This is a genomic window from Myroides albus (assembly GCF_009711045.1).
Lineage (GTDB): Bacteria > Bacteroidota > Bacteroidia > Flavobacteriales > Flavobacteriaceae > Flavobacterium > Flavobacterium album_A.
In genome coordinates this window covers 62,087-83,470 of the sequence record NZ_WMJX01000002.1, presented here as the reverse complement: position 1 = coordinate 83,470, position 21,384 = coordinate 62,087, and the positions used below count along the sequence as shown (strand labels likewise).

General features: G+C 34.9%; 19 protein-coding genes. 9 read left to right on the top strand and 10 right to left on the bottom strand.

Features of this window, described 5'->3' with window-relative positions; genetic code table 11:
• Positions 1-202: 202 nt before the first annotated feature.
• The 4 genes from GJV76_RS01690 to GJV76_RS01675 form a co-directional block, all read right to left on the bottom strand.
• Positions 203-1,291 (bottom strand): Glu/Leu/Phe/Val dehydrogenase dimerization domain-containing protein, encoded by a 1,089-nt coding sequence (locus GJV76_RS01690; RefSeq protein WP_155090920.1) that lies wholly within the window; start codon positions 1,289-1,291, stop codon positions 203-205.
• 217 nt (positions 1,292-1,508) lie between these two features.
• The gene (gene frr / locus GJV76_RS01685; protein ID WP_155090919.1) at positions 1,509-2,072 is read right to left on the bottom strand and encodes a ribosome recycling factor; all 564 of its coding nucleotides are present in this window, start codon (positions 2,070-2,072) and stop codon (positions 1,509-1,511) included.
• Between the two features lie 9 nt (positions 2,073-2,081).
• Complete coding sequence (pyrH, locus tag GJV76_RS01680) at positions 2,082-2,801, bottom strand: UMP kinase (RefSeq protein WP_155090918.1); 720 nt, start codon at positions 2,799-2,801, stop codon at positions 2,082-2,084.
• A 46-nt stretch (positions 2,802-2,847) separates the two neighbouring features.
• Positions 2,848-3,642, bottom strand: coding sequence for a patatin-like phospholipase family protein (locus tag GJV76_RS01675; RefSeq protein ID WP_155090917.1), 795 nt, complete (start codon positions 3,640-3,642; stop codon positions 2,848-2,850).
• A gap of 75 nt (positions 3,643-3,717) precedes the next feature.
• On the opposite strand from GJV76_RS01675, the gene GJV76_RS01670 reads away from it, so the two are divergent.
• Positions 3,718-4,314 (top strand): thioredoxin family protein, encoded by a 597-nt coding sequence (locus GJV76_RS01670; RefSeq protein ID WP_155090916.1) that lies wholly within the window; start codon positions 3,718-3,720, stop codon positions 4,312-4,314.
• 544 nt (positions 4,315-4,858) lie between these two features.
• Here GJV76_RS01670 and GJV76_RS01665 read toward each other — a convergent pair.
• Positions 4,859-5,482 carry a YiiX/YebB-like N1pC/P60 family cysteine hydrolase gene (locus GJV76_RS01665; RefSeq protein ID WP_155090915.1) on the bottom strand — a complete coding sequence of 208 codons (624 nt, stop codon included), beginning with the start codon at positions 5,480-5,482 and terminating at the stop codon, positions 4,859-4,861.
• 336 nt (positions 5,483-5,818) lie between these two features.
• Between GJV76_RS01665 and GJV76_RS01660 the strand changes: the two genes are divergently transcribed.
• Positions 5,819-6,316 (top strand): 3'-5' exonuclease, encoded by a 498-nt coding sequence (locus GJV76_RS01660; RefSeq protein ID WP_155090914.1) that lies wholly within the window; start codon positions 5,819-5,821, stop codon positions 6,314-6,316.
• A 195-nt stretch (positions 6,317-6,511) separates the two neighbouring features.
• Complete coding sequence (locus GJV76_RS01655) at positions 6,512-6,895, top strand: hypothetical protein (protein WP_155090913.1); 384 nt, start codon at positions 6,512-6,514, stop codon at positions 6,893-6,895.
• Positions 6,896-8,142: 1,247 nt separating this feature from the next.
• On the opposite strand, the gene truB is transcribed toward GJV76_RS01655, so the two are convergent.
• Genes truB through GJV76_RS01635 form a run of 4 tightly spaced genes read right to left on the bottom strand, consistent with a single transcriptional unit; the run spans position 8,143 to position 10,823 of the window.
• Positions 8,143-8,862, bottom strand: coding sequence for a tRNA pseudouridine(55) synthase TruB (truB, locus tag GJV76_RS01650; protein ID WP_155090912.1), 720 nt, complete (start codon positions 8,860-8,862; stop codon positions 8,143-8,145).
• A gap of 2 nt (positions 8,863-8,864) precedes the next feature.
• A complete protein-coding gene (locus GJV76_RS01645) occupies positions 8,865-9,671 on the bottom strand; it encodes an undecaprenyl-diphosphate phosphatase (RefSeq protein ID WP_155090911.1) in 807 nt (268 codons plus the stop codon).
• A 23-nt stretch (positions 9,672-9,694) separates the two neighbouring features.
• Entirely contained in the window at positions 9,695-9,931 is a 237-nt protein-coding gene (locus GJV76_RS01640) for a DUF3098 domain-containing protein (protein WP_155090910.1), read from the bottom strand.
• Positions 9,932-9,941: 10 nt separating this feature from the next.
• Positions 9,942-10,823 (bottom strand): cell division protein FtsX, encoded by an 882-nt coding sequence (locus tag GJV76_RS01635; RefSeq protein ID WP_155090909.1) that lies wholly within the window; start codon positions 10,821-10,823, stop codon positions 9,942-9,944.
• Positions 10,824-10,994: 171 nt separating this feature from the next.
• Between GJV76_RS01635 and leuS the strand changes: the two genes are divergently transcribed.
• A complete protein-coding gene (gene leuS, locus GJV76_RS01630; RefSeq protein ID WP_155090908.1) occupies positions 10,995-13,808 on the top strand; it encodes a leucine--tRNA ligase in 2,814 nt (937 codons plus the stop codon).
• A gap of 42 nt (positions 13,809-13,850) precedes the next feature.
• Here leuS and GJV76_RS01625 read toward each other — a convergent pair whose 3' ends face one another.
• On the bottom strand, positions 13,851-14,231 hold the full coding sequence (locus GJV76_RS01625) for an SPOR domain-containing protein (RefSeq protein ID WP_155090907.1): 381 nt from the start codon (positions 14,229-14,231) through the stop codon (positions 13,851-13,853).
• Between the two features lie 217 nt (positions 14,232-14,448).
• On the opposite strand from GJV76_RS01625, the gene GJV76_RS01620 reads away from it, so the two are divergent.
• Genes GJV76_RS01620 through GJV76_RS01600 form a run of 5 tightly spaced genes read left to right on the top strand, consistent with a single transcriptional unit; the run spans position 14,449 to position 21,366 of the window.
• The gene (locus GJV76_RS01620; protein ID WP_155090906.1) at positions 14,449-15,732 is read left to right on the top strand and encodes a c-type cytochrome; all 1,284 of its coding nucleotides are present in this window, start codon (positions 14,449-14,451) and stop codon (positions 15,730-15,732) included.
• A gap of 38 nt (positions 15,733-15,770) precedes the next feature.
• Complete coding sequence (locus GJV76_RS01615; protein WP_155090905.1) at positions 15,771-18,833, top strand: TAT-variant-translocated molybdopterin oxidoreductase; 3,063 nt, start codon at positions 15,771-15,773, stop codon at positions 18,831-18,833.
• 39 nt (positions 18,834-18,872) lie between these two features.
• Positions 18,873-20,282 (top strand): NrfD/PsrC family molybdoenzyme membrane anchor subunit, encoded by a 1,410-nt coding sequence (nrfD, locus tag GJV76_RS01610; protein WP_155090904.1) that lies wholly within the window; start codon positions 18,873-18,875, stop codon positions 20,280-20,282.
• Between the two features lie 6 nt (positions 20,283-20,288).
• Entirely contained in the window at positions 20,289-20,810 is a 522-nt protein-coding gene (locus GJV76_RS01605) for a DUF3341 domain-containing protein (protein WP_155090903.1), read from the top strand.
• A 7-nt stretch (positions 20,811-20,817) separates the two neighbouring features.
• On the top strand, positions 20,818-21,366 hold the full coding sequence (locus GJV76_RS01600) for a c-type cytochrome (protein WP_155090902.1): 549 nt from the start codon (positions 20,818-20,820) through the stop codon (positions 21,364-21,366).
• The last annotated feature ends 18 nt before the right edge of the window (positions 21,367-21,384 follow it).

Genomic DNA, 21,384 nt, shown 5'->3' with positions numbered 1-21,384 from the left:
CTGTATGTCTGTTTTTAAAAAACAAAATACTCGCAAATTTAGTAATTTTCTATCTATAATAGAAGATAATTGTCATATACCCATATTAAATTGTATCGCTTTTTTTTGTTTTCGATTAGATTCAGTTAAAAGTTCTATCCTCACAAAAAAAGTCAGCTCTATTACCTGCTGACTTTTCATTTGACTTAGTGAGTACACTGTGTTATCTTTTTTTGTAAATGCGTTCTTCTGCTTTTTGCATTGCTGCCTGAAGGGTTGTTATTTTTTTATTTTTAGCATCGTTTAATACTTCTAACGTTGTGTTGTAGATGTTTTCGGTGCGTTTTAACGCTTCATCTTGTCCATAGTGAACTATTTCCCCAAAAACATTTATTATTCCTCCAGCGTTGATTAAGAAGTCTGGTGCATATACGATTCCTTTGTCTTGTAGTATTTTGCCGTGAACTTGCTCTACTGCCAATTGATTATTAGCTGCTCCAGCAATTACTTGAGCTTTTAGTTTGTGAATAGAATCATCATTTATTGTCGCTCCTAAAGCACAAGGTGAATATATATCCATATCTTCAAGAAACAAATCAGCTCCTGTGAAAACCTTTGTGTTGTATTTTTGAGAAACGTATTCTACGCGTTCTTTATTTATGTCTGTTATCGTTACGATAGCTCCATTTTCAGTAAGGTGTTTTACAAGTGTTTCGCCTACATTACCTATACCTTGTACAAATACTTTCTTGCCGTTAAGGTCATCGGTACCCCATTTGAAATTTGCCGCAGCCTTTAACCCCATGAAGACTCCATAGGCAGTGACAGGTGAAGGGTTACCAGATCCACCAAGCTCTTTTGAAATTCCCGTTACGTGTGGGGTAATTGAGTGTATTAAATCCATGTCAGCTGTAGTAGAACCTACATCTTCTGCTGTTATATATCGACCACTTAGTGAATCTACATATTTAGCAAAAGCCTTAATCATCTCTGGAGTCTTATCTTTTTTCGAATCTCCTATGATTACTGCTTTACCACCTCCTAAATCTAAACCTGATATTGCCGATTTATAGGTCATTCCCCTGGATAAACGAAGTACGTCGTTTAAAGCTTCCCATTCTGATTGATAGTTCCATATTCTCGTTCCACCTAAGGCAGGTCCTAAATTGGTATTGTGGATACCGATAATAGCTTTTAGTCCTGAATCTTTGTCGTGGCAAAAAACAATTTGTTCGTGATTGTCAAAGGAAAACTGACCAAATACGGGATTAGATTTTTGTAATTCTTCTGGTGTAAAGGTTCTTGTAGTCATAATACTTACTGTTTTTTGTGATTTAATTCTTGTAAGTTAGTGAAACATATTGAATTAGCGTATGATAAATATTATGTTTTAGCGATGAGTATAAAAAAAATCCACAGTGCTGTGGATTTTTTAAAAATTGATTATAAGAATAATTCTTTAGAAGTTTATACTCTACAACTTATCGAAGAAGTAGAAATAAAAAAATCCGCAAACCTGCGGATTTTTTTTAAACTTTCATGATTTCAGCTTCTTTAACAGCCAATATATCATCTATTTTTTTAACGAATGCGTCAGTTAATTTTTGAACTCTTTCTTCAGCGTCTTTACACATATCTTCTGAAGTTCCGTTTTTTTCTTCTTTCTTGATGTCATTATTAGCATCTTTACGAGCATTTCTGATACCTATTTTAGCATCATCAGCTTCAGATTTAGCTTGTTTCGCTAAGTCTTTACGTCTTTCTTCTGTTAACGCAGGGATGTTAATAATGATGTTATCTCCATTATTCATTGGATTCAATCCTAAGTTTGCAATCATAATTGCTTTTTCAATAGGTTGTAACATGTTTTTTTCCCAAGGAGTAACAGTTAATGTACGCGCATCAGGAGCATTGATATTTGCCACCTGTGATAGCGGAGTTTGAGAACCGTAGTAATCTACAAACACAGCTCCTAACATTTGAGGAGAAGCTTTTCCAGCACGAATATTTAATAATGATTTCTCTAAGTGAGCTACAGTGTTCTCCATAGACTCTTTTGCAGAGTCAATTATTAAGTTGATTTCTTCTGTCATAATTATAGGTTAATTTATGTTCACAGACACAGTTGTTCCAACTGTATCGTTCCCTTGACAAACTTTTAATAAATTATCTTCTTTATTCATGTCGAATACAACGATTGGCAACTCATTTTCTCTACTTAGTGTAAATGCCGTTGTATCCATTACGTTTAATCCTTTTGTCAGTACATCACTGAAAGTGATTTTTTCAAATTTAATAGCTGAAGGGTCTTTTTCCGGATCTGCCGTGTAAACTCCGTCTACTCTTGTACCCTTTAAGATTACGTCAGCGTTAATTTCCACCCCTCTAAGTACTGCAGCAGTGTCAGTTGTGAAATAAGGGTTACCAGTTCCAGCTCCGAAGATGATAATTCTTCCTTTTTCCAAGTGTCTCACTGCTCTTCTTTTGATATAAGGCTCAGCTACAGCTTCGATTTTTAAGGCAGTTTGCAATCTTGTTAACATACCAGCAGCTTCTAATGCTCCTTGTAAAGCAAGTCCGTTGATTATTGTCGCAAGCATTCCCATGTAGTCACCTTGTACACGGTCCATTCCAACATTTGCTCCAGCAACTCCTCTAAAAATATTTCCTCCGCCTATAACAATCGCGATTTCAACACCTAAGTCGTGAACTTTTTTAATTTCAGCAGCATATTCTGCTAATTTTTTTGGATCAATACCATATTGTTGATCTCCCATTAGAGCTTCTCCACTTAATTTTAGTAGAATTCTTTTGTATTTCATCGAAAGATTATTTTTAAAGTTTTGCAAATATAAAGATTATATACTTCTATAAAATAGCTTTTTGTAATTTATCTTGATTCCTTTGATAGGATTCCTTAGCGGCTTCATACCCAATGTTGTATATTTTATCCATTTTTTGACGATTTCGTTCAAAAGTAGAATAGTTTATTAACTCTTGAGGTTCAATCAACCAGTCGCACTTCTTACTCTGATGAATATTGCTCATAGCTGTCATTAATTCATAGGCACGAAGGGTGACAGCGCGTATAGAACTCAATTGGTCTTGTGGAACTTCTTGGATTGGTGTAACATTTATACCTATAACAAAATCGGTTACTTGTTTCATTATATTGATAGGGAAATTGTTTACAATACCACCATCACTATATATTTTATCCCCTATTTCGTAGGGAGAGAATATTCCGGGGAAGGCACTTGAAGCTAAAATAGCATCAGCTACTTTTGTATTATTATCAAAAATATGTAAAGTGCCTTTTGAAATATCTGTTGCTGTAATATACACTGGAATAGTTAGTTCCCCCAAAGTTTTATCACTAAAGACTTTGTTTAGATATTTATCAAATGCGTTTACATCGATCAAGCCTGCTTTTTTTAAGGTGAAATGTTGCCAATTGAATAAATTGACAGACTTAAAAAAATCTAATATTTCTCTTGGTGGCATTCCATACGAATACAAACAGGAAACTATTGATCCTGCACTTGTGCCTGCAAGTGATGTAGGCTTTATGTTCTGTTCCTCTAAAAACTCTAATGCTCCTGCATGAGCGAGTCCTTTGTAGCCGCCTCCAGATAAAACTAATCCTATAGTTTTCTTACTCATAGTCCTTTGTATTGTTAAAGTGTTTTGCTTAAAAAAGATGTATCTTTGAAATAACAAAGAATAAATTTACACAAAATGATACAGATAGACCTGAAAACGCTTGATAAAAGTTTTACTTACAGTGAATTTAGAACTTTCGTTAGCGAAGCTTTGGCAAATAATATTGCTGCTTTAGAGATTGATGAGAGTTATTTGAGCTATGCTCAATTGAATGAAACGCGCTTGAATAGATTAGATAAAACTTTAAAAGTCGGAGAAGAAGCTGCTGCTTATTTGCAACAATTGAAAAAAGATTACTTGTGGTTGGTTATCTCTGAATCTTGGTGTGGTGATGCAGCGCAAATCGTACCCATGATTAATAAAATGGCTGAATCATCTGACCGCATTGATCTAAAGCTTGTGTTCCGCGACAAGAACCTTGATTTGATGGATCAGTTTTTAACTAATGGAGGTAGAGCTATTCCAAAATTGATTATTGTTGATAAGGAAACGATGCAAGTTGTAGCTGATTGGGGACCACGTCCTGTTTTAGCTCAAAAACTTGTAGAAGACTACAAAGCGGCTCACGGGACAGTTGATGAACAAGGAAAAATCGAACTGCAAAAATGGTACACAAAAGATAAAGGTAAAGAGGTTGAAAGTGAAATTATAGCACTGATGAAATCTATCTAATTCCTGAGAATATAATAAAGCTCTTTCTTACTAACGAAGGAGCTTTTTTTAATGTGTTTTATCTACTTAAGTATTCGTTCTTTTAGAAGTCTCTGTCTCTTGGTTGTCTTGATAATATCAGTGTTTATATGCTCGAGTACTCCTTTTGTCTCTCCTCATTTTATCTCGTGATTTCGAATGTTGTTTTTGTGTTTCTGAGCTGTATTTACTTTAGTTTTATTGATTGAAAGAAAAGCAAAGCAGTAGTTAGCAAATAGGTATCTTGTAGTAAGGTATTAGCTTCGTGATATTGCCTTATTCTAAAGATAAATTGACTTTATGTGTAAAGACCTCCTGTTTGAGTGGATTGAAAGAGGGATGGAGATATTCAGTTTAACGCTCATGACCGAAGTAGATCAATGGAGTTCGTTTCTTTTTGAATTTTATTAGAGACAGTACGAATTGTATAAAAATGTTCTCGTCCTATTTTGATTATTCAATCAAAATAGGACGAGATTTATTTTTGTCTAACGGAGTTAGTGATATTTGAAAAGTGATGTTCGATTTACCTTTCTATTGCTCCCAGCATTGTTAAATGTTGAAAGTATGACATACCTGCAGGATTTAGCCCAGGTAAACCTTCTGGTATCGGTTGATTCAGATTTTCGAAATACTCAACCCATACTGGAAAGAATTCTTCTGTGTGTTTTGACTTATAAGTCATGGCAAATAAATAAAAGAATGATTTGCCATTATTAGCATATTTAAAGGCATCGTACAATAATTCGGAACAATAATATTTTCCGTTATCGAGTAAGTAATTCTCATCATATGGAACTCCTACTTGTTGTAGAGAAAACTCCTTCGCTTTTTCTATTAGTTTGCGGTATTTCTTGTTTATTCTACCTAAATGACTTGGATTGGGTGACTTATCCAGGAACTCATCTAATGGGGTGATACATACCTCTGGATGAGTAGCTTCAATAACTTGTAGTTTGCCTTCGTGATTAATAACCATTCCAATATGGTTGAAATTGTTGTCATTATACCCAAAAGTTACTTCGTTTATTGCATCGCATAATGGTCCACAATTTAGGTTTTGAAAGATTAGATCTCCTTCTTTTAATTCTGTTTTCTGTGCAAAACTCAAAAAAGGCACTAATGTAAATAGTAAAAATAGTTTCTTCATTTTATCAAAAAATAGTAGTTGTGCTAAAGTACAATTATCTGTTAGTTTGAACAATTTTTTAAAATCAATTTAAGTTTCTTCTTTTCTGTATTTTGGTTGAGTAGAGCGTGTTTAGATATAGAAAAGTACGAAGAGTCTATTTTGTAGTTGTAGAGAGAGAACATGGGGAGAGTGGGGTGTTAGTATGTAAAAATAGTAGCATTTAGGTGAAATAGTTTCAGTAGTCTTTTCAAGTTTTTTCTGTTCTAAGCAGATTAGGATTTGTTTGAGTTATTTGTTCTTAAGTGAAACAGATTGAGAGATTATCATTAATTTAGCCAATCGAAAAGTTGAGATATGGAAAGTTTTGTAGCCATTGATTTTGAAACTGCTAACCAACATAGAAGTAGTGTTTGTAGCGTAGGATTAGTAGTTGTAGAGAATCACGTCATTACAGATAGTTATTATAGTCTGATAAAACCTATTCCTGATTTTTATAGTTATTGGAATACGCAGGTTCACGGATTGACCTCTGAAGATACAGCATCTGCTCTTTTTTTTCCTGACATTTGGCAAGAGATGAATGCTATTATTGGCGACCTGCCTTTAGTTGCACATAATAGTGTTTTTGACGAGGGGTGTTTTAAAGCTGTTTTAGCAGCCTATAATTTACCCATACCTAACAACCCGTTTTATTGTACATATAGAAAAGCAAAGAAGATGTTCCCTGAATTGCCTAATCACAAATTGAATACGGTTTCTTCTTACGTTGGATATAACTTGAAAAATCACCACAATGCTTTGGCTGATGCAGAAGCGTGTGCGTTTATAGCACTTGAGGTGTTTAACGATTAGGGGTGTTATAGTTTTCTGAGAATTTTTATTCAATTTCCTTTTTAAACCATTCGTATTTTAACGTATCGTTTCTTAATTAAATATTAAAATAGCAGTGTTCGCTTTGCGTTTACTCACAAAATAGCTTGCTTAACTATTTATTCTTATCGTTTTTATTTGACTCATTGTACATTTATAAAAAACTTAGAATGAAAAATGGAATCAATGTTTAGTTTAAACAGGTATCGCATAGCATTGTGGATGTCTATAATGACTGGATTTTGTTATGGAGTTGTATCTTGTAAAGAGAAAAGCCCAAACAAAATTGGTGCTTTGGAAGCAAAGGAGCAAAATTACCATATAGATTTAAAAACTGACAGTGAAAGCAATGAAAGTGAAAAGCTTGTCAAAGTGGAAGCATTTGGAAAAAAGGGAGAAAAGTACAAAGGGGAGATTGTATTTAGGGGGGAGAATGCTGCAGGTTATATTTATGTCAATTCTGAGGAGAAGATTTTTGTAGATGTTAAAGAATCTATTGATGGTGGATTTGAGGCTATTGATATTAATGGAAACAAATATTTCTTATTATTAATGCGCTAACCTGCATATCAGAAAATCAGTTTGAGATAAACTTTAAATTGCATCAGTGTTTCTTATGAATAGTAATTGCTATCTAAAATTGGAGAATAAGCTTGTAGCTAATACTATCTTAGAAAGGTATGCTTTCTTGTTTCCTAACACTTTTATATCTTATCTTTTTTATTGTTTATTGGTTCTATAACAGTGGATCTACTTGTATGTCTTAAATATTGGGTGATTTACTGGAGGTAAATTTTTAAAGCCTTTAGAACGGTAGTAACGAGGTATAGTGATGATTTTTCACTATCCTTAAATCAATAAATGTTTTATCTATTGCTATTTCTTGTTTTTTTGTAGTGTATCTAACTGTCTAATTGTATTCGGCAGCGAACGCTCTTATTTGTTCTTTTGGAGGATTAAGCAAAGGAGTAATACCCTTTTTATTGGTTGTGAAAATTTTGAACTACATATGAGTCTATTGAATATTTAATATAATAGGGGATTTGTTAGGAGTTCCTTGGGGGTTTCTTGCGGTATGTTAGGGGTTTTGCTCGCAAAAAGACGTGTTTTCCGAAGAAAACCCCTAACATACCGCAAGAAACCCCGAAGAAAGTACCTGCAAATTAGTACTGATTTAGTTGTGTATAACCAATACAAAAGCATTCAGTACGAAACGAAATTTACCACTATGTAGTTTGGATAGTTGAGTTAAGTACTTTCGCTTATGTTTGGTATTCTTTCTTTTAGCTATTGTGCTATTGTCTTTTTATGGCCTTTACCAGCTTTGAATGTAGAAAAGATCTATCAATTAGTTATATATAAACTTACGATGTAGTGAAAAGGTTATATGAGAGAGTATTTAAAGCAGCGCAATTGTCCGAAGTTATGGTTATGTTCCTTACATGGTTTGCAATTGCATTTACTGTGGTTATTATAGTATTAAACCTTATTTGTTTTGAAGATGGCTCTCTCATTCATGGTCTTGCTACTTTGGGTTTAGGTAAGCATCATTTGTTTTTGTAAGCCCCTGATAGCTTTTTTGTAAATGTTTCTTTCTACATAGGTAAAGAGTGTGAATTTTCACTCTTTTCCATTAATACTATTGAGATTCTATTTCAATGTAATAGGTGAGATTTTCATTTTGGTTTTATTATTAGCCATTAGTGGATATAAATGCCTTTTTAATCATTGTTGTTTAATGTCTTTGGCTAATCGATAACAAGTAAAAAAATACCACCACATCTGAAGGGATGGGTGGTATTTAAATTTTAGGCTTCTTCTGTCGAAGCTTGTGCTTTTATGTTCGTTTCAAATTCTTCTAAGGATAACGCATTCTCTATTGTATAGTCACCTATTTTAGTTCTGCGTAGTGAAGTTAAGTGACCTCCAGATTTTAGGGCTAATCCTATGTCATAAGCTAATGATCGAATATAGGTTCCCTTGGAACAAGTTACTTTAAAATCGATGTTAGGTAGGGATACCTGAGTAAACTCACACCCATATATTGTAATAGGCCTTGTATTGATTTCTACTTCTTCTCCTTTTCGAGCGTGTTCATACAATCGTTTACCGTCTTTTTTGATTGCAGAGAAGATTGGAGGACGTTGCTCTAAATTACCTATAAATTGTAATCTTACTTCTTCCAATAGATTTTCAGTGATATGTTCTATAGGATAAGTCTGATCAATTTCTGTTTCCAAATCATAGGATGGTGTGGTCGCTCCAACTTGGATAGTACCTGTGTATTCTTTGATTTGTCCTTGTAACTCACTGATTTGTTTTGTGGATTTACCTGTGCAGATGATTAGAAGTCCAGAGGCTAATGGATCTAAAGTTCCAGCGTGTCCTACTTTAATCTTTTTTAGTCCAAGCTCTTTTTTTAAGAGCCATTTTATTTTGTTGACTGCTTGAAATGACGACCAATGAAGAGGTTTGTCTATCAAGAGAATCTGACCTTGTTGAAAGGCCTCAGCCGAATAGTTTATCATAATTATTTAAAGTATCCAAAGTATAATAATAATATAGCTCCCGCTATAATTCTATAGTATCCCCAAGGTTTGAAACCGTATTTTTTTATTATTCCAATAAAGAATTTAATAGCTATAATAGATACAAAAAAAGCTATTACATTACCTATTAAAAAAAGTTTCATGTTGTCTGGATTTTCTAAAAGGATTTCGTATCCGATTTTCCCAGATTCATATTTCTTCAGTACAATAGAATAAACTGTTACAGCAGCCATCGTTGGAACGGCAAGAAAAAATGAAAATTCAGCTGCTACTTGACGAGATAGTCCTTGTTGCATTCCACCAATGATTGAGGCAGCTGATCGGCTGGTTCCAGGCATCATCGCAAGACATTGCCAAAAACCGATTGTTATAGCTTGTTTTACTGTAATATCTTCTTCCTTTAGCGTTTTTGGATTTTTGAAGTATTTATCAATAAAAATCAATACTACTCCACCGACAATTAACATGATGGCAATGTATATTGTAGCACCTAACACTTTGTCAATTGCTTCGTCGAATAGCTTTCCTAAGATTAAAGCGGGAATTACAGCCAATACTAATTTTTTGTAAAAATTTAACTTTGTAAAGTCAAAGAACTTTCTCCAATATAAGGCTACTACTGCTAATATGGCACCAAACTGGATAGCAGTTTGAAATAGTTTTACAAAATCATCTTCTTGTATTCCGTAATAAGAGCTTACAAATATCATGTGAGCTGTTGAAGAAACTGGTAAATATTCGGTTAGTCCTTCTACGATTGCAAGAAGGATAGCTTGTATTAAATCCATTAATTATGTTATTTGTTTATTTATTAGCGTTTAAAAATAGAGTATATCGCTACTCCTATTCCAACGAAAAATACGGTAGGAGCTAAGTGTATTCTTCGAAAACTATAGATAGCTTCGTTGAATTGATTAGGATCATCATTTGTAGCTCCAGCCATTAGAATAAAACTGAGCGCGATAATAGCTAAGCTTATTAGCATATAGACATAATTGCTTTTCGCAAATAAAAACTTTTTGTTTGAAGGACTATCTTTTGTGTTCATATATTATTGCTTAATATAGTTCATCTGATTTTAAATTTAAATAACGCTGAGTTGCAAAGAAAGTACTGATACTTGTAATAATCAATCCAAGTAAAAGTAAACCAAGCGAAACTACTACTAAAGGTAAATAGTTTTTAGTAGGATCAATGCCTACATCTGGAAATTTTGAATCGGCATAGAAAGTCAGAGCAGTAATTGCTATGATTGCAATGACACTACCGATAATTCCCAATCGGATACTGTGAAATATAAAGGGTCTTCTGATGAAGCTTTTTGTTGCACCTACCATTTGCATTGTTTTAATCGTAAAGCGACTTGAAAAGATTAATAAGCGCAATGAACTGTTGATTAACAGCATTGATATCAAGGTAAGCACTGCAGTGATAACAAGTACCCATTTGGTAATGCGGTCCAAATTGTCATTTACCATATCTACCAATTGTTTGTCATAAGCAATTTCTTTTACTCCCTTACTCTGCATTAGTTCTTTTTCGATTTTGGCAATACTATCATTAATGACATATTCTCCTTTTAGATGTAGGTCAAAAGAATCTTGCAATGGATTAAAACCAAGAAATTCGATAAAGTTTTCACCAAGTTCTTCCTGATGTTGTTTCGCTGCATCTGCTTTGGAAACAAATACAAAGTCTTTGACATAAGGTGCTTTACTCAGTTTCTTACTGAAGGTATCGGTGTTATATTCATTTGCGTCTTTGTGGAAAAAGACAGTCATCGGTATTGTCTCTCTAAAATTATCAGAGATTTTTCGCGAGTTTATTACAAACAAACTCAGTGTTCCTAATAAGAATAGGACAAGGGCAATGCTGAATATAACTGAAAAATAAGACGAAATAAGTTTCCTCTTTTGGTATTTTTCATAATGGTTAGTCATAATCTTTTCTTTAAGGGGGTAAAAATAACAAACAAAAACGTTTTTATTAGATAATAACGATTAAAGTTTTCTAATTGTTATAAATATAGTTTATTTTTGCCTAATATGTGCTTGATTATGTCGATTGTTGGACTAAGCACCATTGTAAAACTTACTTATTAACTGAATAGTATGAAGTATAATCCGAACGAAATTGAAGCTAAATGGCAAAAATTTTGGAAAGAGAACCAAACATTTAAAACCGATAATAAATCGGATAAACCCAAGTATTACGTATTAGATATGTTTCCTTACCCTTCTGGGGCTGGATTACACGTAGGGCATCCCCTGGGATATATTGCATCTGATATTTTTGCGCGTTACAAACGCCAAAGAGGGTTTAATGTCCTCCACCCACAGGGATATGATAGTTTTGGTTTACCTGCAGAGCAATATGCTATTCAGACAGGGCAACACCCTTCAATTACTACAGAAGAGAATATTTCAAGATATAGAGAGCAATTAGATCGCATTGGTTTTTCTTTTGACTGGAGTCGTGAAGTTCGCACTTCTAATCCTGACTTTTATAAACATACACAATGGATTTTTGTGCAACTTTTTAATTCGTGGTATAACTGTGAATCAAATAAAGCGGAGTCAATAGATACTTTAATCGCTATGTTTGAGAAAGAGGGGAATAAGACTGTTAAAGCAGTTTGCGATGATCATATTCCGTTTTTTACTGCAGCAGAATGGAGTTCTTTTTCAAGTGAAGAACAAGAGGCAATGTTGCTAAAATATAGAATGACTTATCTTGCTGAGACAGAAGTAAACTGGTGTCCAGCTTTAGGTACAGTTTTGGCTAATGACGAGATTAAAGATGGTCTTTCTGAAAGAGGAGGGCATCCGGTTGTTCGCAAGAAAATGAAGCAGTGGAGTATGCGTATTTCTGCTTATGCAGAGCGTTTATTAGAGGGGCTTGATCAGATTGATTGGACAGAAAGCTTAAAAGAAAGTCAAAGAAATTGGATTGGTAAGTCTGTTGGTGCATCAGTTACTTTTAATGTTAAAGATGCAGATCACACTATTGAAGTTTTTACTACTCGTCCTGATACAATTTTTGGTGTTAGTTTTATGACATTAGCTCCAGAACATGATTTGGTTCTGAAAATTACGACCCCAGAGCAAAAAGCTGCTGTTGAGGCGTATATTGAAGCTACTTCGAAGCGAAGTGAACGCGATCGTATGGCGGATGTTAAGACGATTTCGGGAGTGTTTACTGGGGCTTATGCTCAGCATCCTTTTACGAAAGAACCAATCGAAATATGGATTGGGGATTATGTGTTAGCAGGATATGGAACAGGTGCTGTAATGGCTGTTCCCGCTGGAGACACTCGTGATTATGCATTTGCAAAACACTTTGGAATAGAGATTAAGAATATTTTTGATAAAGATATCAGTGAAGAAGCGTTTGCTGAGAAGGATGGTTTCGTATTAGAAAATTCAGATTTTTTAAATGGATTAGACTATAAAGCTGCTACTGCTAAAGTAATTGAGCGTTTAGAAGCTTTAGGTCAGGGATACGGAAAAACGAATTATAGATTGAGAGATGCTGTCTTTTCTCGTCAAAGATATTGGGGAGAACCATTTCCTGTTTATTATGTAAATGGACTACCGAAGATGATCGATAGCAAATATTTTCCAATTGTCTTGCCTGAGGTAGAGAAGTATTTGCCGACAGAAGATGGGCAACCGCCTTTGGGGAATGCATCTGTTTGGGCTTGGGATACTGTTAATAATGTGATTGTTGACAATAGCTTGATTGACGAAAAAACTGTTTTTGCTTTAGAGTTAAACACTATGCCTGGATGGGCTGGTTCTTCTTGGTATTGGATGCGTTATATGGATCCGACAAATGAAGAAGTTTTTGCATCAAAAGAGGCATTGGATTATTGGCAAAATGTCGATTTATATATAGGAGGAAGTGAACATGCAACGGGACACTTGTTATACAGTCGTTTTTGGAATAAGTTTTTGAAAGACTTGAATTATGCTCCTACAGAAGAACCTTTTCAAAAATTGATTAATCAAGGTATGATTTTGGGAACATCTGCCTTTGTTTACCGCATTGAGGGAACAAATACATTTGTTTCTAAGGATATGATTCAAGGTGAGAAAGTACAAAAGTTGTATGCATACGTAGGCTTAGTTAATGCTTCGTCCGAATTGGATACGGAGGCTTTTAAAGCTTGGAGACCTGATTATGCTAATGCTGAGTTTGTGTTGAATGGCAATGGTAAGTATATTGTTGGGCATGAGGTTGAGAAAATGTCTAAATCCTATTTCAACGTTGTGAATCCGGATGATATTTGTGAAGAATATGGAGCTGATACTCTGCGTTTGTATGAGATGTTTTTAGGACCATTGGAGCAAGCGAAGCCTTGGAATACTGCTGGTATTTCTGGAGTGGCTGGATTCTTGAAAAAACTGTGGAGATTGTATGCGGATGACAATGGTGTTGTTATTACAGATCAAGAGCCTACAGCGGAAATGTATAAATCTCTTCACAAGACGATAAAGAAAGTTATTGAGGATATTGAGAATTTCTCTTTCAATACTTCGGTGTCTCAATTTATGATTTGCGTAAATGAATTATCTCAACAGAAGTGTCATCATAGAGCGATTTTAGAGCCTTTGGCAATTGTGATTTCTCCTTATGCACCTCATATTGCTGAGGAGTTATGGTCAATGTTAGGAAATAGCACTTCAGTTGCTTTAGCTGATTTTCCAGAGTTTAAGCAAGAGTATTTAGTAGAAAGTTCTAAAGAGTATCCTGTTTCTTTTAATGGTAAGATGAGATTTAAAATTGAGTTGCCATTAGATCTGAATGAAGATCAAATCAAGGAAATTGTGATGTCTGATGAACGTACTCAAGCTCAACTTCAAGGTAGAGAGCCTAAAAAAGTAATTATAGTCCCTGGAAAGATTATCAATCTTGTTGGGTAATGATAAAATAAAAAACGAGCATTTTTAAATGCTCGTTTTTTTTTATCTTCCTGGTCTAATAAGCAAAGTGTTTGGAAAACTTTTCTTGACAATTTTTAGATTTCTTTCAGCTTCAATTCTCGTTTTAAAATTACCTGCCATTACTTTATAAGAAGGAGTGCTATAAGTGATAGTAGCATCGATCTCTGGATGCAAACTTCTAAAGGAAGCAAGTGCTTGTTTAGCCTCAGAACCTTTGCCATAAAATATTTGCAATCTGAACTTGTCATTGGTAGAAATGTTATTGTTGTGTTTTTTCTTGTATTCCACTAACTCTGTGACTTTAGTGGGTTCGTTTACTACAACATTTTTGTTTTGAGCACCAATTTCAGAAATGCTTAAAACTGTAATACCAATTGCAAAAAAAACTCTTAAAATTCTCATAATGAAATGTATTTGGTACAAAAATACAATTAATCTGCAAAAGTTGTTTGATATACTCTATTTAGAACGCGTATAAATTATGTTTAAAGGGCTGTAAAGGTTTTTAGAGTAATTCATAAATTGTATTTTTGTCGGAGTTTGTAAATAAGGTGTATAAGATAGCGGTCTAATTGGCTGTTAAAAAAGACCAAATTTAGTTGAAAATCATTTTATAACTATGAAAAAAGTGGGTAACCATAATTCGTTTTCAAAGATTTTATTCTTTTGTTTAGCGTTAATGCTATCGTTTACGACAATTTCATTTGCTCAGGATGCAGCAAAAGGTAAGGAATTGTTCAATTCTAAGTGTGCTGCATGTCACAAGTTAGATGCAAAATCTACTGGACCAGCTCTTCGTGGAGTAGTGGAACGTCACGACGGAGATGTAGAGTGGCTACATAAATGGATTAAAAGTAGTTCGTCTTTGATTAAATCAGGGGACGCTACAGCTGTTAAATTATTTGAGGAGTGGAATAGCGTGCCTATGAATGACTTCCCTGAGTTATCAGATGAAGACATTGATAATATTCTTGCCTATACTTCAGAGGAAAAGGCAGCGGCTCCAGTAGTAACAGATAGCGGAGCTTCATCACAAGGTGGGGCGAGTAAAGCTGATGCTGTTTCTAATATTGTAGTATTAGGAGCGCTTGTTGTTGTTTTATTGATGTTAGTAACAATGCTTTTCTCTGTACGTAAGGTACTTAAGAAAGTAATTGAAACTAATGGATTTGAGCATGAAATTATACAACGCACTTCTATATGGAAAGCATTTGTAAAAAATCAATTTTTAGTAATCGTTTCAGTTATTGTAATGGTTTTAGTTGGTTCTTATTTTGCTTTTGGATATATGATGCAAATTGGTGTTGATAAAGGGTATGAACCTGTTCAGCCAATTCACTTCTCTCACAAAATACACGCAGGAGATAATGGTATTGATTGTAAATACTGTCACTCAGCTGCGCGTTCAAGTAAGACTTCAGGTATTCCTTCATTGAATGTTTGTATGAACTGTCATAAGAATATTTCTGAGTTTACAGGTGAAGCTGGAAAAGACTATGGAAAATACACTCCAGAGTTTTATACAGGAGAGATTCAAAAATTATATGACGCTGTAGGATGGGATGCTGATGCTCAAAAATACACTGGAAAAGAGAAGCCAGTTAAATGGGTACGTATTCACAACCTTCCTGACTTTGCTTATTACAATCACTCTCAACACGTAAATGTTGCTGGATTAGAGTGTCAAACTTGTCACGGTCCAGTTGAAGAAATGGAAATCATGAGACAACACTCTCCATTAACTATGGGATGGTGTATTGATTGTCATAGAAAAACAGATGTTAAGTTAGAGAATAATGAGTATTACGCTAAAATTCACAAAGAGTTAGCAGGTAAGTACAACAAAGAGAAGTTGACTGTTGCTGATATGGGTGGATTAGAATGTGGTAAATGTCACTATTAATTATTAATAAAGAATAAAGAAGCTAATATATATATACAATGGCATCAAACAAAAAATACTGGAAAAGTGTTGAAGAGCTGAACGAAAATAGTTCTATTGTTGAGACGCTAAGAGATAATGAGTTTGTTGAGGAGATTCCTACAGATGAATTCCTTGGTGATAAAGACAAATTGTCTTCGTCTTCTACAACTCGTCGAGACTTTTTGAAATATGTAGGTTTCTCTACTGCGGCTGCTACTTTAGCTGCTTGTGAAGGGCCTGTAGTAAAATCTATTCCGTACGTTGTACAGCCGGATGAGATTGTTCCTGGTGTGGCTGATTACTATGCTACTACGGTTGCTGATGGATTTGATTTCGTGAACGTTTTAGTTAAAACTCGTGAAGGTCGTCCAATCAAGATTGATAACAATAAATTAGCTGGTGCATATTCAGGAGCTAATGCTCGTGTGAATGCATCTGTATTAACGATGTATGATAGTTTACGTCTTAAACAACCTAAAGTGTCTGGAAAAGATACTACTTGGGATGATGTAGATGTAAAAGTTAAAGCTAGTTTAGAAGATGCTAAATCAAAAGGAGGGAATATTGTGTTGTTGACTAATACAATGGCAAGTCCTTCTACTGATAAATTAATAGGAGAGTTTGTTGCGGCTTATCCAACTGCTAAGCATGTTGTATACGATGCAGTATCTTCATCTTCTGCTTTAGACGCTTACGAGAAAGCTTATGGAACGAGAGGGTTAGCTGATTATGACTTTAGTCAAGCTGATGTGATTGTTTCGGTAGATGCTGATTTCTTAGGTGACTGGCAAGGTGGAGGGTATGATTCTGCTTATGCGCAAAAACGTATTCCAAAGAGAAATACAGATGAGAGAAAAGTAATGTCTAAGCACATTCAACTTGAATCTAATATGTCTTTAAGTGGAGCTAACGCTGACGTTAGACTTCCTTTAAACTCTGCAGACTTAAAGGCTGCTTTGGTTAAAATTTACAATATAGTAGTAGGTGCTAATGTAAGTACTAACGGTACTGCTTATGATGAAGCTATTAAGAAAGCTGCTCAACAATTGAAAGCTGCTGGAAGTAATGGTGTTCTTGTAAGTGGAATCGACGATGTAAATGCACAACTACTTGTGTTTGCTATTAATGAAGCTTTAGGATCTAAGGCTTTCTTACCAGAGCAAACTAAATTTGTTAGACAAGGTAATGACGCAGCAGTAGCTCAGTTGATAAAAGACATGACTGCTGGTAAAGTTCATACTTTAATTATGTCTAACGTTAACCCTGTTTATTCTTTAGCTAATGGAGAGGCATTTGCTGAGGCTTTGAAAAATGTTGATTTGTCTGTAGATTTCTCTATGAAAGAAGACGAAACTGCATTAGTTTCAACTATTGCTGCAGCTGCTCCACATTACTTAGAGTCTTGGGGTGATGTTGTGATCAAAAAAGGTCACTACTCAGTTACTCAGCCAACTATCCGTCCTTTATTCGATACTCGTCAATTCCAAGACGCATTATTGTTGTGGACAAATAATAATACTCCTTATTACGATTACGTAAAATCTGTTGGACAAGCTACTATTTCAAACAAAACTTGGAATAAAATTGTTCACGATGGATTTGCTACTTTCGGAGATTTAAACAAAGTATCTGCTAACGCTGACTTTACTTCTGCTGCTAATGCAGTTGCTAAAGCTAAGAAAGAAGGTGACTTTGAATTAGTATTCTATACTAAAACAGGTATGGGAGATGGGCAACAAGCAAATAACCCTTGGTTACAAGAGTTCCCAGATCCAATTAGCCGTGCTTCTTGGGATAACTATGCAACTGTAGCTCGTGTAGATGCAGAAGCGTTAGGAATCGTGAATAAACATGTTGCTAATGGTGGTTTAGATGGTAGCTATATTACGTTAACTGTAAATGGTGTTACATTAGAAAACGTACCTGCATTAATTCAACCTGGTCAAGCTCCTGGAACTATTGGTCTTGCTTTCGGATATGGAAGAAAAGAGGCTCTTAAGAAAGATATGCAAGTTGGGGTGAATGCATACAAATTGTATTTCAATGCTAATAAAGTACAGACAGTAAGCGTAGCTAAAGGTAATGGAATGCATGAATTTGCTTGTGTTCAGTTACACAATACTTTAATGAGTAGAAATGACATCATTAAAGAAACTACTGCTGATGTTTTCAATGCAAATACAGAAGAGTGGAATGTATTCCCAATGGTAAGCTACGATCACCAAAATGTGAAAGCGCGTACTATTGATATTTGGGAATCGTTTGACCGTACAGTAGGACATCATTTTAATTTATCTATTGACTTAAACGCTTGTACAGGATGTGGGGCTTGTGTTATTGCATGTCACGCAGAGAATAACGTACCAGTAGTAGGTAAATCTGAAGTTAGAAGAAGTAGAGATATGCACTGGTTGCGTATTGATAGATACTATTCATCAGAAGATACATTTGATGGAGATGTTCAAAAGAAAAAAGATGCTAAAGGATTAAGTGAGTATCGCAGTGCTTTCTATGATTTAGAAAATCCAGCAGATAACCCACAAGTAGCATTCCAACCTGTGATGTGTCAACACTGTAATCACGCTCCATGTGAGACTGTGTGTCCAGTAGCAGCAACATCTCATGGTCGTCAAGGACAAAACCACATGGCTTATAACCGTTGTGTAGGTACAAGATATTGTGCAAACAACTGTCCTTATAAAGTAAGACGTTTCAACTGGTTCTTATATTCTCAGAATAATGAGTTTGATTTCAATATGAATGACGATTTAGGTCGTATGGTATTGAATCCAGACGTAGTAGTTCGTTCAAGAGGGGTAATGGAGAAATGTTCATTGTGTATTCAAATGACTCAAGCTACAATCTTAAAAGCTAAGAACGAAGGTAGAGCAGTACGTCCAAATGAATTTGAGACTGCATGTTCGGCTGCTTGTTCAAGCGGAGCTATGGTATTTGGAGATGTCAATGATAAGGATTCTGATATTGTAGAATTAGTAGAATCAGATCGTTCATACCACTTATTAGAGCACATTGGTACGAAACCAAATGTTGTGTATCACGTGAAAGTTAGAAACGTGTAATTAACTTGAATTATTAATTAAAGAAACATATAAAGGATTATGTCGTCACATTACGAAGCACCCATTAGAAAACCTTTAGTTATTGGTGAGAAAACTTACCATGATATAACTGTGGATGTGGCTAGACCTGTAGAAGGGAGAGCTAATAAACTATGGTGGAGAGTATTCACTATCGCTTTGTTAGCGTTTCTATGGGGAGTAGGATCAATGGCTTATACAATAGGTACAGGTATTGGTACTTGGGGATTAAATAAAACAGTTGGATGGGCTTGGGATATTACCAATTTCGTTTGGTGGGTAGGTATCGGTCACGCTGGTACCCTTATTTCAGCCGTATTATTATTATTTAGACAAAAATGGAGAATGGCAATTAACCGTTCTGCAGAGGCAATGACAATTTTCTCTGTAGTTCAGGCTGGTCTTTTCCCTATTATTCACATGGGACGTCCTTGGTTAGGATACTGGGTTTTACCTTTACCAAACCAGTTCGGATCATTATGGGTTAACTTTAACTCGCCATTATTATGGGACGTATTTGCGATCTCTACGTATTTATCAGTATCATTAGTTTTCTGGTGGACTGGTTTACTACCTGACTTTGCAATGTTACGTGATAGAGCTATAACGCCATTTACAAAAAGAGTATATTCAATTTTATCATTTGGTTGGTCAGGTCGTGCAAAAGACTGGCAGCGTTTTGAGGAAGTATCATTAGTTTTAGCTGGTTTAGCTACTCCTCTTGTACTTTCTGTACACACGATTGTATCTTTTGACTTTGCTACTTCAGTTATTCCTGGATGGCATACGACTATTCTACCTCCATACTTCGTTGCTGGTGCAATTTTCTCTGGATTCGCGATGGTTACTACCTTGTTGATCATTATGAGAAAAGTATCTAACTTAGAAGCGTATATTACAATTCAACATATAGAGTTGATGAACATTATTGTAATGATCACAGGATCTATTGTAGGGGTTGCTTATATCACTGAGTTATGGGTAGCATGGTATTCTGGAGTAGAATATGAGCAATACGCATTCTTAAACCGTGCAACAGGACCTTACTGGTGGTCATATTTCTTAATGATGACTTGTAACGTTGTTTCACCACAGGTAATGTGGTTTAAGAAAATTAGAACTAACATTATGGCTTCGTTTATTATCTCTTTAGTTGTAAACGTTGGGATGTGGTTTGAGCGTTTCGTAATTATCGTTACTTCATTACACAGAGATTATTTACCTTCATCTTGGACAATGTTCCAGCCAACTTTTGTTGATGCAGGTATTTATATTGGAACTATTGGTTTCTTCTTTGTATTGTTCTTGTTGTATTCAAGAAGTTTCCCTGTAATTGCACAGGCAGAGGTGAAGACTATCTTGAAATCTTCAGGAGAGTACTACAAAAAGGAGAGAGACAGCAAAGAAAATCATCAATCTTTAAATCATTAATTCGCTATGAGTAATAAAGTAATTTACGCAATATACAATGATGATGATGTATTGTTAGATGCAGTAAAAGAAACAAAAGCAGCTGAACATCATATCGAAGAAATATACACTCCTTTCCCAGTGCATGGTCTTGACAAAGCAATGGGGTTAAAGCCAACGAGAATTGCTATTTGTGCTTTCTTGTACGGATTAGTTGGTTTAGCTTTCGGTACATTTATGATGTATTACATTATGATTATTGATTGGCCACAAGATATTGGAGGAAAACCGAGTATGAGTTTTATTCAAAATATGCCAGCTTTCGTTCCAATTATGTTTGAGATGACTGTATTATTTTCAGCTCACTTAATGGTACTTACTTTCTTTATGAGAAGTAAATTATGGCCTTTTAAAGAGGCTGAAAATCCAGATGTAAGAACAACGGATGATCACTTTTTAATGGAAGTTGCTTTAAAAGGAGATGAAGATTCTGCTATTGAGTTCTTCAAAAAAACTGGAGCAGTTGAAGTTAAAGTAATTGAAAAGTAATTGTAGAATGAATACGATATATAAAATAGTAGCTTTAGTAGGAGTATCAGTATTGACTACTTCTTGTTTTAATAAAGAGCGTCCTAATTATCAGTTTATGCCAAATATGTACGAATCAGTAGCATATGAGACATATTCAGAGGTACCTACTACGGTATTCAAAAATGGTAAAGAAGGACAATTACCTGCTGAAGGTTCAATCCCAAGAGGATATGAACCGGAAGCTTACCCAGATACACCAGAAGGGTTGAGTTTGGCAAAAGTTAATTTGAAGTCTCCTTTAGCGGAGGCTGATAAGAACTTAGAGAAAGGTAAAGAATTATATACAATTTACTGCTCTGTTTGTCATGGTGCAAAAGGAGATGGAAATGGTAATTTGGTGAAAAAGGAAAAATTCTTAGGAGTTCCGAACTACAAAGATCGTGAGCTTACAGAAGGAGGAATTTATCACGTAATTACTTATGGTTTGAATTCTATGGGATCTCACTCTAATCAATTATCTCAACAAGAGCGTTGGTTAGTTACAGATTACGTTTTAAAATTGAAATCAGAATAATAAATTGTAAAACTTATT